Raw genomic sequence first — 15405 nt, 5'->3', positions numbered from 1 at the left:
GAAGAACCCGCAAGTCAGCGCACCGGTAAGGATCCAAAGGCTCTTGCATCCATTACCTGTGGAAGATTAGATTGAGCACATGACACAGGCCCCCATAGCTACGAAGGCTGCCCCGAGACGGCACGACCGCGAGATCCTCGCACTCGCCGTCCCCGCCTTCGGCGCCCTCGTGGCCGAACCGCTGTTCGTGATGGCCGACAGCGCCATCGTGGGGCACCTCGGCACCCCCCAGTTGGCCGGCCTCGGCATCGCCGCCGCACTCCTGATGACCGGCGTGAGCGTCTTCGTCTTCCTCGCCTACGCCACCACCGCGGCGGTCGCCCGGCGCGTCGGAGCGGGGGACCTCCCGGCCGCCATCCGGCAGGGCATGGACGGAATCTGGCTCGCGCTCCTGCTCGGAACGGTCGTGGCCGCAGCGATCCTGCCCACCGCACCCGGGCTGGTGTCGCTCTTCGGCGCCTCCGACACCGTCGCCCCGTACGCGATCACCTACCTGCGCATCTCCGCGCTCGGAATCCCGGCCATGCTCATGGTCCTGGCCGCCACGGGCGTCATCCGCGGGCTTCAGGACACCCGTACACCGCTCTACGTCGCCATCGGGGGGTTCGCCCTCAACGGCGTCCTCAACGTGGCCCTGGTCTACGGCGCCGGCCTCGGCATCGCCGGATCCGCCTGGGGCACGGTCATCGCCCAGTTCGCGATGGCGGCCGCCTACCTCTTCGTGGTGGTCCGCGGAGCGCGGCGGCACGGCGCCTCCCTGCGCCCCGACAAGGCCGGCATCCGGGCCTGCGCCAGGGCGGGCGCGCCCCTGCTGGTCCGGACCCTGTCCCTGCGGGCCATCCTGATGATCGCGACCGCCGTCGCGGCCCGGCTCGGCGACGCCGACATCGCAGCCCACCAGATCCTGCTGTCACTGTGGAGCCTGCTCGCCTTCGCCCTGGACGCCATCGCGATCGCCGGCCAGGCGATCATCGGCCGCTACCTGGGCGCCGGGGACACCGAGGGCGCCAAGGCGGTCTGCCGTCGCATGGTCCAGTGGGGCGTCGTCTCGGGGATCGTCCTCGGCCTGCTGGTCATCGCCGCCCGCCCGGTGTTCATTCCGCTCTTCACCAGCGACCCCGTGGTCGAGGACGTCCTGCTGCCAGCCCTGATCGTCGTGGCCGTGTCCCAGCCGGTCTCCGGCATCGTCTTCGTCCTGGACGGGGTGCTGATGGGCGCGGGGGATGGTCCCTACCTCGCCCGGGCCATGCTGGTCACGCTCGCTGTATTCGCCCCGGCGGCGCTCCTGGTACCCGTCCTCGGCGGCGGCCTCACCACCCTCTGGTGGGCGATGACGCTGATGATGGTGGTCCGGATGATCACTCTCCAGCTGCGCGCCCGCTCCGGCCGGTGGCTGGTCGCCGGGGCCACCCGCTGACCGGTCCACGGCAGTCCGCCGGGTGGCTGTTTCACGTGAAACGGCCACCCGGCTCGTTTCACGTGAAACACCCCGGACCTCGTTTCACGTGAAACGGACTCCTCGTCGCGCCGACCGGCCGACCCGGACCACGCGCCCGCGCCCCACGCCTGTGCCGGTCCCGGTCCCGGTGGCCGGGCCGGAGAACGAAGAAGGGCCGCACCCCCGGAGGGGTGCGGCCCTTCATGCGCTGCCCTTAGGCGGCGACGACCTCGATGCCCACGTTCGCGGCGACCTCGGCGTGCAGACGCACGGAGACCTGGTACGAACCGAGGGTCTTGATCGGGGAGCCGAGCTCCACGCGACGCTTGTCGACCTTCGGGCCACCGGACGCCTCGATCGCCGTGGCGATGTCGGCGGGCGTGACGGAACCGAAGAGACGGCCGGCGTCACCCGCGCGGGTGGCCAGACGGACCTTCACACCCTCGAGCTTGGCCTTGAACTCGTTGGCCTGCTCGATGGTCGCGATCTCGTGGATCTTGCGGGCGCGGCGGATCTGCGCCACGTCCTTCTCGCCACCCTTGGTCCAGCGGATCGCGAAACCACGCGGGACCAGGTAGTTGCGAGCGTAGCCGTCCTTGACGTCGACGACATCGCCGGCGGTGCCGAGGCCAGAGACCTCGTGGGTCAGGATGATCTTCATTGTTCGGTCACCCTTTCCTTATCGCGCGGTGGACGTGTAGGGCAGCAGTGCCATCTCACGGCTGTTCTTGACTGCCGTGGCGACGTCACGCTGGTGCTGCGTGCAGTTGCCGGTGACGCGGCGGGCACGGATCTTGCCGCGGTCGGAAATGAACTTCCGCAGCATGTTCGTGTCCTTGTAGTCCACGTACGCGGTCTTGTCCTTGCAGAACGCGCAGACCTTCTTCTTAGGCTTGCGCACAGGCGGCTTCGCCATTGTGTCTCTCCTGTGTGATCAAGAAGTGGGGATGCGAGCTGCCCTAGAAGGGCGGCTCGTCCGAGTAGCCACCGCCGGAGCCGCCGGAGCCGCCGGAGCTTCCGCCCCAACCGCCTCCGCCGCCACCCTGCTGCTGGCCACCGGCAGCCGGCGCACTGGACGCCCACGGGTCGTCGGAGGGACCTCCGCCGCCCTGGGGCGCGCCGCCGCCACCGGGGGCTCCGCCCCAGTTGCCACCGCCGCCACCCTGCTGCTGACCGCCGCCGCCGTATCCACCCTGGCCACCGCGACCCGCGGTCTTGGTGACCTTGGCCGTGGCGGTCTTCAGGCTGGGGCCGACTTCCTCGACGTCCAGCTCGTAGACCGTGCGCTTGACACCCTCACGGTCCTCGTACGACCGCTGCTTCAGCCGGCCCTGCACGATGACGCGCATGCCCCGCTGAAGGGACTCGGCGACGTTCTCGGCCGCCTGACGCCAGACCGAGCAGGTGAGGAACAGGCCTTCGCCGTCCTTCCACTCATTGGTCTGCTTGTCGAAGATGCGGGGAGTGGACGCGACACGGAACTTCGCGACCGCCGCACCCGAGGGGGTGAAGCGCAGCTCGGGGTCGTCGACGAGATTGCCGACGACCGTGATGACGGTCTCGCCTGCCATGGATGAACCTCTCGGCGGGGATGTGCTGCTGGGCTGCTGTGTACTACTCGGTCCCGATTACCGCTGAACCGAAGTTCAGTGGGTCTCGGGGCGGAGGACCTTGGTCCGGAGAACCGACTCGTTCAGGTTCATCTGGCGGTCGAGCTCCTTGACGACCGCAGGCTCGGCCTGCAGGTCGATGACCGAGTAGATGCCCTCGGGCTTCTTCTTGATCTCGTAAGCGAGACGACGACGGCCCCAGGTGTCGACCTTCTCGACCTTTCCGTTGCCCTCACGGACGACGGAGAGGAAGTTCTCGATCAGCGGGGAGACAGCGCGCTCCTCGAGATCGGGGTCGAGGATGACCATCACTTCGTAGTGACGCATGTGGAACCCACCTCCTTTGGACTCAGCGGCCACGGTCGTTCCGTGGCAGGAGGGTCGTGATGCGTGCGCACGGCGTCTGAGAACAGACACCGCGCAGACCGTACAGACTACCCCGTCGACTCCTTCCGGTTGAAATCCGCCGGGAGAGGACCACAATCTGTATCCATCGGGTGTGCTCGGTGCTATGCCCCGGCCCTGTCGGCGGCGGCCCCGTCGCACCGCTCTGCTCCAGCCAGGAGGTGCCTTCCGATGGCACAGGCAATGCGACCGCAGTCCCCCATCTCTCTCCTCGCGACGGACGGCAAGCCCCACCCGCTCCAGGACACCCTGATGGCGGCCACCCTCATCCTTGGTGCCGTGGCGTTCATCACGGCGTTCTGGCACCACCTGCACCTGGTCAGCTCGTGGGCCGGGCTGATCGGGATCCTGACCGGCGGCTACGGACAGTTCATCTCCATCACGACCCGCGAACGCTTCGCGCTGATCATCGGCCTTGGCGCGTCCGCCTTCGGCTTCTTCCTCGGCATGGCGCACGGCGGCCTCTTCGGCGGTTGGCTGGGCTGACCGGGCGACCTCCGCGACGGGGCGCCGGCTTCCACCGGCCCGGGCTCGGCCCGTCCCCCAGATGGGTGGCGCCCACGTCGCAGTAGGCTTCGCGCCATAGCCAGCGAAGCCGCCGAGGAGACGCCCCGCATGAGCCTGTCCCTGAGGACCATCAGCCGAGAGCAGCATCTGGGATATCTCCAGAGCCTGCCCTCGGCGAGCCACTGCCAGGTCCCGGCGTGGGCCGACGTGAAGAACGAGTGGCGTTCCGAGAACCTGGGTTGGTTCGACGCGTCCGGCGAACTCGTCGGTGCCGCGCTCGTGTTGTACCGCCAATTGCCCAAGGTGAAGCGCTACCTCGCCTACCTCCCCGAGGGCCCGGTCATCAACTGGTACGCCCCGAATCTGGACGAATGGCTCCAGCCGATGCTGGCGCACCTGAAGCACCAGGGCGCCTTCACCGTGAAGATGGGCCCGCCCGTCGTCATCCGCCGCTGGAACTCCGCCGCCATCAAGGCCGGCATCCAGGACCCCGAGGTCAAGCGCCTGCGCGACGTGGAGGCCTCGGTCATCGAGCCCCGCGCCTTCGAGGTGTCCGACAAGCTGCGCCGCATGGGCTGGCAGCAGGCCGAGGACGGCGGCGCCGGCTTCGGCGACGTGCAGCCCCGCTACGTGTTCCAGGTGCCGCTGGCGAACCGCTCGTTGGACGACGTCCTCAAGGGCTTCAACCAGCTGTGGCGCCGCAACATCAAGAAGGCCGAGAAGGCCGGCGTCGAGGTCGTCCAGGGCGGCTACGAGGACCTGCCCACCTGGCAGCACCTCTACGAGATCACCGCGGAGCGCGACAAGTTCCGCCCGCGCCCGCTCAGTTACTTCCAGCGCCAGTGGACGGCCCTCAACTCCGAGGACCCGAACCGGATGCGGCTGTACATCGCCACGCACGAGGGGGAGCCGCTGGCCGCCGCCACGATGCTCACCGTCGGCCAGCACGTCTGGTACTCGTACGGCGCCTCCGCCAACCACAAGCGCGAGGTCCGCCCGTCGAACGCCATGCAGTGGCGCATGCTGCGCGACTCGTACGCGCTCGGCGCGAGCGTCTACGACCTCCGCGGCATCAGCGACACGCTGGACGAGAACGACCACCTGTTCGGCCTCATCCAGTTCAAGGTCGGCACCGGCGGCGAGGCCGTCGAGTACGTCGGCGAGTGGGACTTCCCGCTGAACAAGCTGCTGCACAAGGCGCTCGACATGTATATGTCCCGTCGCTGATCCCCCCTCCCTCCCCACACACCGCACCGCTGCACCAGGCAGCCACCAAGAGAGGTTCCGGACGGGCATGGCGCTCACGCTCTACGTCGACACCGCGCGCTGGCGTGCGCACCAGAAGCAGATCACGGACCAGTTCCCCGGACTGATCCCGGTCTGCAAGGGCAACGGCTACGGCTTCGGCCACGAGCGGCTCTGCGAGGAGGCGACCCGGATGGGCGCCGACATCCTGGCCGTCGGCACCACCTACGAGGCCGCCAAGATCAAGGACTGGTTCGGCGGCGACCTGCTCGTCCTCACCCCGTTCCGGCGCGGCGAGGAGCCGGTGCCGCTGCCGGACCGGGTGATCCGCTCGGTGTCCTCGGTGGACGGCGTGCGGGGCCTGGTCGGCGCGCGCGTCGTCATCGAGTGCATGAGCTCGATGCGCCGCCACGGCGTTTCCGAGCAGGACCTCGGCCTGCTCCAGTCGGCGATCGAGGACGTCCGTCTGGAGGGCTTCGCCCTGCACCTGCCGCTCGACCGCCCGGACGGCTCGGACGCCGTCGAGGAGGTCATCGGCTGGATGGACCGGCTGCGCGCGGCCCGGCTGCCGCTGCACACCATGTTCGTCAGCCACCTGCGGGCCGAGGAGCTGACCCGGCTCCAGCAGCAGTTCCCGCAGACCCGCTTCCGGGCCCGCATCGGTACCCGGCTGTGGCTGGGCGACCACGAGGCGACCCAGTACCGCGGTTCGGTGCTGGACGTCACCCGGGTCTCCAAGGGCGACCGGTTCGGCTACCGCCAGCAGAAGGCCGCCTCCGACGGCTGGCTGGTCGTCGTCGCGGGCGGTACCTCGCACGGGGTGGGGCTGGAGGCCCCCAAGGCCCTGCACGGGGTGATGCCGCGCGCCAAGGGCGTCGCCCGGGCCGGCCTGGCCACGGTCAACCGGAACCTCTCGCCGTTCGTGTGGGCGGGCAAGCAGCGCTGGTTCGCCGAGCCCCCGCACATGCAGGTGTCGATCCTGTTCGTGCCCTCGGACGCGACCGAGCCCAAGGTCGGCGACGAGCTGGTGGCGCACCTGCGGCACACCACCACGCAGTTCGACCGGGTGCTCGACGCCTGACCCCGATCAGTCGCCCGGGGTCGCACCCCAGTCGACACGCTGTCCTTGCGAAGGCGCCGCGTACTGCGGCGCCTTCGCCGCGTTCGTGAGGACGAACCGGTCCTCGGCCCCGTCCAGGACACCGCCGGACGGGTCGTCGGAACCGTCGCGCCGTACGACGTCCCGCTCGGGCAGCAGGATGTCCCGCACCACCACCGCGCAGAGGTAGAGCGTGGCCAGCAGGTGCGCGGCGATGGCCAGCTGATAGCCCTCCAGGGGCAGGCCCTGGTGCTTGTCCCCGCTGGACGTGTAGGCGAGGTAGAACCAGATGCCCAGGAAGTACGCGACCTCGCCGACCTGCCAGATCAGGAAGTCGCGCCAGCGGGGTCGGGCCAGCGCGGCGAGCGGGATGAGCCACAGCACGTACTGCGGCGAGTAGACCTTGTTGGCCAGGATGAACGCGGCGACGACCAGGAAGGCCAGCTGCGCGAACCGGGGCCGCCTGGGTGCCGTCAGGGTGAGCAGGCCGATGGCCAGGCACATCAGCAGTGTCAGGCCCGTCGCGTACGTGTTGGCGCCGTCCAGGGGGTTGCCGGTGCGCTGGGAGATCAGCAGCCACACGGAGCCGAAGTCGATCGGCCGTTCCTGGCTGAACACGTAGAACCGCTTCCAGCCGTCCCAGGCGAAGAACATGATCGGCGCGTTCACCACGAGCCAGGTGACCACGGCCCCGCCGGCCGCGGCGCCGAAGGCCCGCCACTTCCCCGCCCGCCAGCAGAGCACGAACAGGACGCCGAGCAGCAGGGCCGGATAGAGCTTGGCGGCGGTGGCCAGACCGATGAACACGCCGGCTGCCAGGGGCCTGCTGCGCGACCACATCAGCATCGCGACGGCGGCGAGGGCGACCGCCGGCAGGTCCCAGTTGATCGTCGCGTTGAGCGCGAAGGCCGGGGCCAACGCCAGGAACAGCGCGTCCCAGGGCCTGCGCCGGTGGGTCCGGGCGACACAGACGGCCAGGACGGCCGCACAGGCCATCAGCATGCCCGCGTTGACGATCCAGTACATCTGTTCGCGGTGCTGGAGCGAGCCCGAGCCGGGCGTCAGCCAGGCGGCGACCTGCATGAAGGCTCCGGTGAGCACCGGGTACTCCAGGTACTGCATGTCGCCGTACTTCGGATCCAGGTCCGGGAAGCGGTCGAAGTACGGCACGAGGCCGTCGGCGAAGCCGCGCGCGGAGTACAGGTGCGGGATGTCGGAGTAGCAGGCGTGCGTGTACTGCGAGGCGGCGCCCCGGAACCACGCCCAGTCGTAGCAGGGCAGCTTCTGCACCATGCCGAGGGCGAAGAGCCCGAGGACCACCAGCACCACGACACGCACCGGCCCCAGCCAGTGGCCGCCGAGGCGGGCGTGCCGGCCGATGGGGCCACCGATGAATTCGCTGCCTGCCGCGGCGACCTCGTCCTCCTCCGTGGGCAGGACGGGCCGCTCCTCGTGCACCTTGGTCATGCGCTCATCCTGCCGTACCGGGTCGGACACGCGGGAGGGCCGTCGCACGGGTGCGACGGCCCTCGCCGGTGTGGAAGGGGGACGGGTCAGCCGGAGGCGCCCATGTTCATGCCCCAGTTGGTGGACCCGCCCGGCCGGCCGGGCCGGCCCGAGTCGGACGGGGAGGGCATGCCGGTGGTTCCGCCGTCCGGGAAGCCGCCGGGGCCACCGTCGGCGCCGCCCGGGCCGCCGCCGTTGCCCCCGATCCCGCCGTTCGCTCCGTTGCCGCCGTTGGAGGCTCCGTCGGTGGTGCCGCCCGCGGTCTCCGGGTCGCAGTACAGCCCGGCCCACGGTTTGCAGGAGGGCCTGCCGCCGCGCGAGGGCGAGGGCGACACCGGGGGCTCCGAGCTCGACGGCGGTGCCGACGGGGTCGGGGAGGGCGAGTAGGAGGGCGCCGGGGGCGTCGGGGTGGGCGCCCCGGACGCGTCCGCGGTCACGCCGATCTCCTCGGGCTCCGGGAACTTCTTGATCGGAGTGCCCTTCAGCGCCTCGCGCATGTACTCCGTCCAGATCACGGCCGGGATGTCACCACCGTGGATGGAGTCGACCCCACCCACGTTGTTCATGGACATCAGCTCCTTGTCCTTGGAGTTCGGGTCGTTGCGGAACAGCGTGACCGAGGTGGAGAGCTCCGGGGTGTAGCCGACGAACCAGGCGGACTTGTTGAAGTCGGTGGTACCGGTCTTGCCCGCGGCGGGCCGGCCCAGCTTCTTCGCCTTGATGCCGGTGCCGTTCTCGACGACGTTCTGCAGCACCTTGGTGATGTTGTCCGCGATGGAGTCGTCCATGGCCCGGGCGGACTTGGGGGGCTCGAACCCGGGCAGGTCCTTGCCGTCCTCCGTGACCTTGGTCACGGAGAAGGGCTCGTGGTGCGTGCCGGAGGCGGCGAAGGTGGCGTACGAGTCGGCCATCCGGATGGCGCTGGGCGTCGAGGTGCCGAGCGCGAAGGAGGCGTTGTCGTCGGGGTCCATCGATTCGTCGAGGATGCCGGTGGACCGGGCCACACCGCGGACCTTGTCGTGGCCGACGTCGAAGATCAGCTGGGCGAACGGGACGTTGATCGACTGCCGCATCGCCTCGTCAAGGGTCACGTAGCCGAAGGCCTGCGGGCTCTCGTTCTTCTGCTTGAACGGCTCGCCGCCCTTGCCCCGCAGCGGCTTGCCCTGTCGGTTGGTGATCACGGTGAGGTCGTCGGCGAGGTACTTGCTGTCGACCGAGATGCCCGAGCCCTTGGAGTTCTGGGTGCCGTACTGCATGGCCGCGGCCAGCACGTACGGCTTCCAGGTGGAGCCGACCGGCACGCCGGAGGTGTTGGCGTTGTTGGCGAAGTGCTTGTGGTCCCAGCCGGGGCCGCCGTACAGCGCCACGATCGCCCCGGACTTCACGTCGACCGAGGCCGCGCCGAACTGCACGAAGGTGTCGTACTGGGGCCGCTTCTTCTCGTCGAGGAAGTCGTTGCGGGTGTCCTCGACCGCCTTGGACAGGGCCTCCACCTTGGACTTCTCGAACGTCGTGCGGATCGTGTAGCCGCCCAGCGCCATCTTCTCGGCCGTGATGCCCGTGGTCTTCAGGACGTACTGCTTGGCGACCTCGACGAGGTACCCGGTCTGACCGGACATGCCGCGGGCCTGCTCGGAGTCGACCCGGGCCGGGAACTCCGTGTACTTGTCCCGCTCGGACTGTTCCATGCGACCCACCGCGACCTCGCGGTCGAGGACCCAGGCCCAGCGCAGCCGGGCCCGCTTCTCGTTGGCCTCGGGGGTGGCGGCCGTACCGATGCCGCCGTCCGGGTTGTAGAGGTTGGGGCCCTTCAGGAGGGCCGCGAGGAAGGCGCTCTGGGACGGGTCGAGGTCCTTGGCGTCCTTGCCGAAGTAGGCGCGGGCCGCGGCCTGGATGCCGTAGGCGTCACGGCCGTAGTAGGCGGTGTTGAGGTAGCCGGCGAGGACGGTGTCCTTCGGCTCCGTCATGCCGAGCCTGATCGAGATGAAGAGCTCGGTGACCTTCCGCTTGAGCGTCTGCTCGGAGTCCAGGTACATGTTCTTCACGTACTGCTGGGTGATCGTCGAGCCGCCCTGCGTGGATCCGCCGGTGGCCATGTTGACCACCGCGCGGCCGATGCCCGTCGGGTCCACGCCCTTGTCGGTCTCGAAGGACTCGTTCTCCGCGGCGATCACGGCGTTGCGCATCGACAGGGGAATCTTGTCGATGGGCACGATCTGGCGGTTCGTGGAACCGCCGGTGGCGACCATCTGGCTGCCGTCCGCCCACTGGAACACGTTGTTCTGGGCCTCGGCGGCCTTGTTCGGGTCCGGCGTGCCGACGCTGGCGATGCCGATGCCGGCGCCGGCCACGATGACCGCGAAGAAGCCCAGGAACGTGCCCCCGACCAGCTTCCAGGAGGGGACGAAGCGCCTCCAGCCGTCCTTGGCGGCACGCGGGTAGTCGACGAGGCGGTTTCCCCCGCCCTTCCCGCCGCGGCCACGGCCCGCGGTTCCGCGTCGGCCGGCCCGGCGGGCGTCCGCGCGTCCGCCCTGGGCGGTCTGCTCTGCGTACGGTCCGCTGGGTGACGCCGTGGGGACGTCACGCCCGGACCCGGCGCCCCTGCCGGGGCGCTGTTGCGCAGCCCGGCGGGACGCGGCGCGTCCACCGCCCTGGGGCTGCGGCGGTTTGCGGCGGTGCTCGCTCATCGAACGACTACTCCTCGGGCAGGCGAGTGGCCTGGAAGCGGCTGGTGAATTCCGGTTCCCCCGTTGTGTTGCCGCACAGACTACGCACGGCCAAAACCCGACCAGTGCCGAAGTTCACCCCAAATCAGGCACCTTGCGTCGTACGAATTGGTGATGTGACGCCGGTCACCACGTCACCCCTTGTCGCGAACGGCCGCCCGTTCTATCGTCTGGATGTATCGAGTCGATACATCAGCTCGGCATAAACTCAGAGGCGGAGAGAGGCAGGCGGATGAGTAGGCGCTCAGGCATCCTCGAGTTCGCCGTCCTCGGCCTGCTTCGCGAATCCCCCATGCACGGTTACGAGCTCCGCAAGCGGCTCAACACCTCACTGGGGGTGTTCAGGGCGTTCAGCTACGGGACTCTCTATCCCTGCCTCAAGACGCTGGTCGCCAACGGCTGGTTGATCGAAGAGCCGGGCAACGCCCCGGAAGACGCTCTCGCCGCTTCACTCGCAGGGCGCCGCGCCAAGATCGTCTATCGGTTGACGGCCGCAGGTAAGGAGCACTTCGAAGAGCTCCTCTCCCACACCGGCCCGGACACCTGGGAGGACGAGTCCTTCGCCGCCCGCTTCGCCTTCTTCGGTCAGACCGAACGCGAGGTACGCATGCGGGTACTGGAGGGCCGCCGCAGCCGGCTGGAGGAGCGCCTGGAGAAGATGCGCGCCTCGCTCGCCCGCACACGGGAGCGTCTCGACGACTACACGCTCGAGCTGCAACGACACGGCATGGAGTCCGTGGAGCGTGAAGTGCGCTGGCTGAACGAGCTCATCGAGAGCGAGCGGGCGGGACGGGATCGGAGACGACCCGGACCGTCCGACGAAACTGCAAAGTGAGGCCTGCATCTCGCAGGCCTCGTTCCGAGAACAAACAGGGAGCAACCGGAATGGGTTCGGTTCGCGTAGCCATCGTCGGCGTGGGCAACTGCGCCGCCTCGCTGGTGCAGGGCGTCGAGTACTACAAGGACGCCGACCCGGCGGCCAAGGTCCCCGGTCTGATGCACGTCCAGTTCGGCGACTACCACGTGAGTGACATCGAGTTCGTCGCCGCGTTCGACGTCGACGCGAAGAAGGTCGGCCTCGACCTCTCGGACGCAATCGGCGCCAGCGAGAACAACACCATCAAGATCTGTGACGTCCCGAACGCCGGCGTCACGGTCCAGCGCGGCCACACCCTCGACGGCCTGGGCAAGTACTACCGCCAGACCATCGAGGAGTCCGCCGAGGCGCCGGTCGACATCGTCCAGGTCCTCAAGGACCGTCAGGTCGACGTCCTGATCTGCTACCTCCCCGTCGGTTCCGAGGCCGCTGCGAAGTTCTACGCGCAGTGCGCCATCGACGCCAAGGTCGCCTTCGTCAACGCCCTCCCGGTGTTCATCGCCGGCACCAAGGAGTGGGCGGACAAGTTCACCGAGGCCGGTGTCCCGATCGTCGGCGACGACATCAAGTCCCAGGTCGGCGCGACCATCACGCACCGCGTGATGGCGAAGCTGTTCGAAGACCGCGGCGTCCGTCTTGAGCGCACCATGCAGCTCAACGTCGGCGGCAACATGGACTTCAAGAACATGCTGGAGCGCGACCGCCTGGAGTCGAAGAAGATCTCCAAGACCCAGGCCGTCACCTCGCAGATCCCCGACCGCGAGCTCGGCGAGAAGAACGTCCACATCGGCCCGTCCGACTACGTGGCGTGGCTCGACGACCGCAAGTGGGCCTACGTCCGCCTCGAAGGCCGCGCCTTCGGTGACGTCCCGCTCAACCTCGAGTACAAGCTCGAGGTGTGGGACTCCCCGAACTCCGCCGGTGTCATCATCGACGCCCTGCGCGCCGCGAAGATCGCCAAGGACCGCGGTGTCGGCGGCCCGATCCTGTCGGCGTCGAGCTACTTCATGAAGTCCCCGCCGGTGCAGTACTTCGACGACGAGGCCTACGCGAACGTCGAGAAGTTCATCAAGGGCGAGGTCGAGCGCTAGTCGCACCCCACGTGTCCTCCGGACACCTGGTCTTCGACTGCTCTTACGCCGAGGGTCCCCGGGCAATGTGTCCGGGGACCCTCGGCGTATGTGACCCTTGCCCTCATGCCTGTCGTACGTGATCTGCGCGTACTCCTGCGCCTGAGCGACTTCCGCAACCTGCTCGCCGTACGGCTGCTCTCCCAGGCCGCCGACGGTGTCTACCAGGTCGCGCTCGCCACCTACGTGGTCTTCTCCCCGGAGAAGCAGACCTCGCCCGCGGCCATCGCCTCGGCCATGGCGGTGCTCCTGCTGCCGTACTCGGTGATCGGCCCCTTCGCCGGCGTGCTGCTGGACCGGTGGCGCCGCCGCCAGGTCTTCCTCTACGGCAACCTGCTGCGGGCCTTCCTCGCCTGTGTGACCGGCATGCTGATCGTCGCGCAGGTCCCCGACTGGCTCTTCTACGCCTCGGCCCTGTCCGTCACCGCGGTCAACCGCTTCGTCCTCGCCGGCCTCGCCGCCTCACTGCCCCGCGTCGTGGGCCCCGATGAGCTGGTCACGGCCAACGCCCTCTCCCCGACCGCCGGAACCCTCGCGGCCGTGGGCGGGGGCGGACTCGCCTTCCTGGTGCGGCTCCTGGCCTCCGACAGCAACGCCCTCGTCGTGCTGCTCGGCGCCGGGCTCTACCTGTGCGCGGCCCTGGTATCGCTGCGCCTCGCCGTGGGTCTGCTCGGGCCCGACCACCCACCCGGCCGGAGCCACCCGTCGCTCGTCGAGGGCGCCGCCCTCACCGTGCGGGGCATGGCCGAGGGCCTCAAACACCTCGCCGAGCGGCGCGAGGCAGCCCTGGCGCTCACGGCGATGACGCTGATGCGGTTCTGCTACGGGGCCCTGACCGTCACGCTGCTGATGCTCTGCCGCTACGCCTGGTCGGACAACGAATCGGACGGCCTGGCGCTGCTGGGCACCGCCGTCGGGGTCTCGGGGGCCGGGTTCTTCGTCGCCGCCGTCATCACCCCCTGGCTGGTGGCACGGCTGGGAACCCTGGGGTGCATCACCGTCTGCGCCGCCGGCGCGGCCGTCCTCGTCCCCGCGCTCGGGCTCTTCTTCACCCCCGGGCCGATGCTCGTCGCCGCGTTCGTCCTCGGCCTCGCCACGCAGGGCGCCAAGATCTCCACCGACACGGTCGTGCAGTCCCGGGTGGACGACGCGTTCCGCGGGCGGGTCTTCTCCGTCTACGACGTCCTGTTCAACGTGGCGTTCGTCGGGGCCGCCGCCGTGGCCTCGCTCATGCTCCCGACCGACGGCCGGTCCACCACCCTGATCGTGACGGTGGCCCTGCTCTACGCCGTCACGGCCGTGCTCGTGCAACGACGAAGGCGGTGTTTCACGTGAAACACCGCCCTCGTACCGGCGCCCGCGCCCGCTGTTTCACGTGAAACAGCGGGCGCGGAGCCCTCAGACCTGCGCGTCCTGGGCGGCCCACCACTCCTTGAGGGCCTCCACCGCCGCGTCGTGCCCCATCGGGCCGTTCTCCAGCCTCAGCTCCATCAGGAAGGCGTAGGCCTTGCCCACCACCGGTCCGGGACGGATCCCCAGCACCTGCTGGATCTCGTTGCCGTCCAGGTCGGGTCGGATCGCGTCCAGCTGCTCCTGCTCCTGGAGCTGCGCGATCCGCTCCTCCAGCCCGTCGTAGGTGCGCGACAGGGCGTTGGCCTTGCGCTTGTTGCGCGTGGTGCAGTCCGACCGGGTCAGCTTGTGCAGTCGACCGAGCAACGGGCCCGCGTCACGGACGTAGCGCCGCACGGCGGAGTCGGTCCACTCGCCGTCCCCGTAGCCGTGGAAGCGCAGGTGCAGCTCCACCAGCCGGGACACGTCCTTGATCATGTCGTTGGAGTACTTCAGCGCGGTCATGCGCTTCTTGGTCATCTTCGCGCCCACCACCTCGTGGTGGTGGAAGGAGACCCGGCCGTCGCTCTCGAACCGGCGGGTGCGGGGCTTGCCGATGTCGTGCAGCAGGGCCGCCAGGCGCAGCACCAGGTCCGGGCCGTCCTCCTCCAGCGCGATCGCCTGTTCCAGCACGATCAGGGAGTGGTCGTAGACGTCCTTGTGCCGGTGGTGCTCGTCGCTCTCCAGTCGCAGCGCGGGCAGCTCGGGCAGCACGCGATCGGCGAGACCGGTGTCCACGAGCAGTCCCAGACCCTTGCGGGGGTGCGCCGACAGCAGCAGCTTGTTCAGCTCGCCCTGTACCCGCTCCGCCGAGACGATCTCGATCCGGTCGGACATCGACTTCATCGCCGACACCACCTCGGGTGCGACCTCGAAGTCGAGCTGCGCGGCGAACCGGGCGGCGCGCAGCATCCGCAGCGGATCGTCGGAGAAGGAGTCCTCCGGAGCGCCGGGAGTGCGCAGCACGCCCGCGGCCAGGTCCTCCAGACCGCCGTGCGGGTCGACGAACTCCTGCTCCGGCAGGGCCAGCGCCATGGCGTTGACCGTGAAGTCGCGGCGGACCAGGTCCTCCTCGATCGAGTCGCCGTAGGAGACCTCGGGCTTGCGGGAGGTGCGGTCGTACGCCTCGGAGCGGTACGTCGTCACCTCGATCTGGAAGCCCTGTTTCTGCGCCCCCACGGTGCCGAAGGCGATACCGACGTCCCAGAGGGAGTCGGCCCACGGCCGGATGATCTTCAGGACGTCCTCGGGACGCGCGTCCGTGGTGAAGTCGAGGTCGTTGCCGAGACGCCCGAGCAGCGCATCGCGGACGGACCCGCCGACCAGGGCGAGGCGGAAGCCCGCCTGCTGGAACCGGCGGCCGAGCTCGTCGGCGACAGGAGCGACCCGCAGCAGTTCACTGACCGCGCGGAGCTGCACCTGATTCAGGGCGCTGGGGGTGTCTTCATTGGCGTTCGGCACAACAGAAAAGGG

The 15405-nt window shown here is 69.3% G+C and carries 14 protein-coding genes; 7 read left to right on the top strand and 7 right to left on the bottom strand.

What is annotated here, in order from left to right; translation table 11 throughout:
• The first annotated feature begins 79 nt into the window (after positions 1-79).
• Entirely contained in the window at positions 80-1417 is a 1338-nt protein-coding gene (locus ACFVS6_RS01610; RefSeq protein WP_389699924.1) for an MATE family efflux transporter, read from the top strand.
• 235 nt (positions 1418-1652) lie between these two features.
• Here the strand turns inward: ACFVS6_RS01610 and rplI are convergent, their stop codons facing one another.
• The 4 genes from rplI to rpsF form a co-directional block, all read right to left on the bottom strand.
• Positions 1653-2099, bottom strand: a complete 447-nt coding sequence (rplI, locus tag ACFVS6_RS01605; RefSeq protein WP_281204948.1) for a 50S ribosomal protein L9 — start codon at positions 2097-2099, stop codon at positions 1653-1655.
• Positions 2100-2117: 18 nt separating this feature from the next.
• Positions 2118-2354 (bottom strand): 30S ribosomal protein S18, encoded by a 237-nt coding sequence (gene rpsR, locus ACFVS6_RS01600; RefSeq protein WP_005315025.1) that lies wholly within the window; start codon positions 2352-2354, stop codon positions 2118-2120.
• Between the two features lie 43 nt (positions 2355-2397).
• Positions 2398-3009 carry a single-stranded DNA-binding protein gene (locus ACFVS6_RS01595; protein WP_389699923.1) on the bottom strand — a complete coding sequence of 204 codons (612 nt, stop codon included), beginning with the start codon at positions 3007-3009 and terminating at the stop codon, positions 2398-2400.
• A 75-nt stretch (positions 3010-3084) separates the two neighbouring features.
• Positions 3085-3375 carry a 30S ribosomal protein S6 gene (gene rpsF / locus ACFVS6_RS01590; protein ID WP_004950685.1) on the bottom strand — a complete coding sequence of 97 codons (291 nt, stop codon included), beginning with the start codon at positions 3373-3375 and terminating at the stop codon, positions 3085-3087.
• 249 nt (positions 3376-3624) lie between these two features.
• On the opposite strand from rpsF, the gene ACFVS6_RS01585 reads away from it, so the two are divergent.
• From ACFVS6_RS01585 to ACFVS6_RS01575, 3 genes are all read left to right on the top strand, one after another.
• Complete coding sequence (locus ACFVS6_RS01585; protein WP_281204950.1) at positions 3625-3939, top strand: hypothetical protein; 315 nt, start codon at positions 3625-3627, stop codon at positions 3937-3939.
• Positions 3940-4068: 129 nt separating this feature from the next.
• Positions 4069-5187, top strand: coding sequence for a peptidoglycan bridge formation glycyltransferase FemA/FemB family protein (locus ACFVS6_RS01580; protein WP_281204951.1), 1119 nt, complete (start codon positions 4069-4071; stop codon positions 5185-5187).
• A gap of 67 nt (positions 5188-5254) precedes the next feature.
• Positions 5255-6286, top strand: a complete 1032-nt coding sequence (locus tag ACFVS6_RS01575) for an alanine racemase (RefSeq protein WP_281204952.1) — start codon at positions 5255-5257, stop codon at positions 6284-6286.
• Positions 6287-6292: 6 nt separating this feature from the next.
• On the opposite strand, the gene ACFVS6_RS01570 is transcribed toward ACFVS6_RS01575, so the two are convergent.
• Positions 6293-7771 carry a glycosyltransferase family 87 protein gene (locus tag ACFVS6_RS01570; protein WP_389699922.1) on the bottom strand — a complete coding sequence of 493 codons (1479 nt, stop codon included), beginning with the start codon at positions 7769-7771 and terminating at the stop codon, positions 6293-6295.
• An 86-nt stretch (positions 7772-7857) separates the two neighbouring features.
• On the bottom strand, positions 7858-10497 hold the full coding sequence (locus ACFVS6_RS01565; RefSeq protein ID WP_389699921.1) for a transglycosylase domain-containing protein: 2640 nt from the start codon (positions 10495-10497) through the stop codon (positions 7858-7860).
• Positions 10498-10768: 271 nt separating this feature from the next.
• On the opposite strand from ACFVS6_RS01565, the gene ACFVS6_RS01560 reads away from it, so the two are divergent.
• The 3 genes from ACFVS6_RS01560 to ACFVS6_RS01550 all read left to right on the top strand — a co-directional run bounded on the left by ACFVS6_RS01560 (position 10769) and on the right by ACFVS6_RS01550 (position 13878).
• A complete protein-coding gene (locus ACFVS6_RS01560; RefSeq protein ID WP_281204955.1) occupies positions 10769-11371 on the top strand; it encodes a PadR family transcriptional regulator in 603 nt (200 codons plus the stop codon).
• 50 nt (positions 11372-11421) lie between these two features.
• On the top strand, positions 11422-12504 hold the full coding sequence (locus ACFVS6_RS01555) for an inositol-3-phosphate synthase (RefSeq protein ID WP_281204956.1): 1083 nt from the start codon (positions 11422-11424) through the stop codon (positions 12502-12504).
• Positions 12505-12609: 105 nt separating this feature from the next.
• Entirely contained in the window at positions 12610-13878 is a 1269-nt protein-coding gene (locus tag ACFVS6_RS01550) for an MFS transporter (RefSeq protein ID WP_389699920.1), read from the top strand.
• 63 nt (positions 13879-13941) lie between these two features.
• Here the strand turns inward: ACFVS6_RS01550 and ACFVS6_RS01545 are convergent, their stop codons facing one another.
• A complete protein-coding gene (locus tag ACFVS6_RS01545) occupies positions 13942-15393 on the bottom strand; it encodes a CCA tRNA nucleotidyltransferase (RefSeq protein ID WP_389699919.1) in 1452 nt (483 codons plus the stop codon).
• Positions 15394-15405: the final 12 nt, after the last annotated feature.

Source organism: Streptomyces sp. NPDC057939 (assembly GCF_042887545.1).
In the GTDB taxonomy this organism is placed as follows: Bacteria; Actinomycetota; Actinomycetes; order Streptomycetales; family Streptomycetaceae; genus Streptomyces.
Note: the sequence above shows the minus strand (reverse complement) of the source record. Positions and strands in the feature narration are given on the sequence as shown.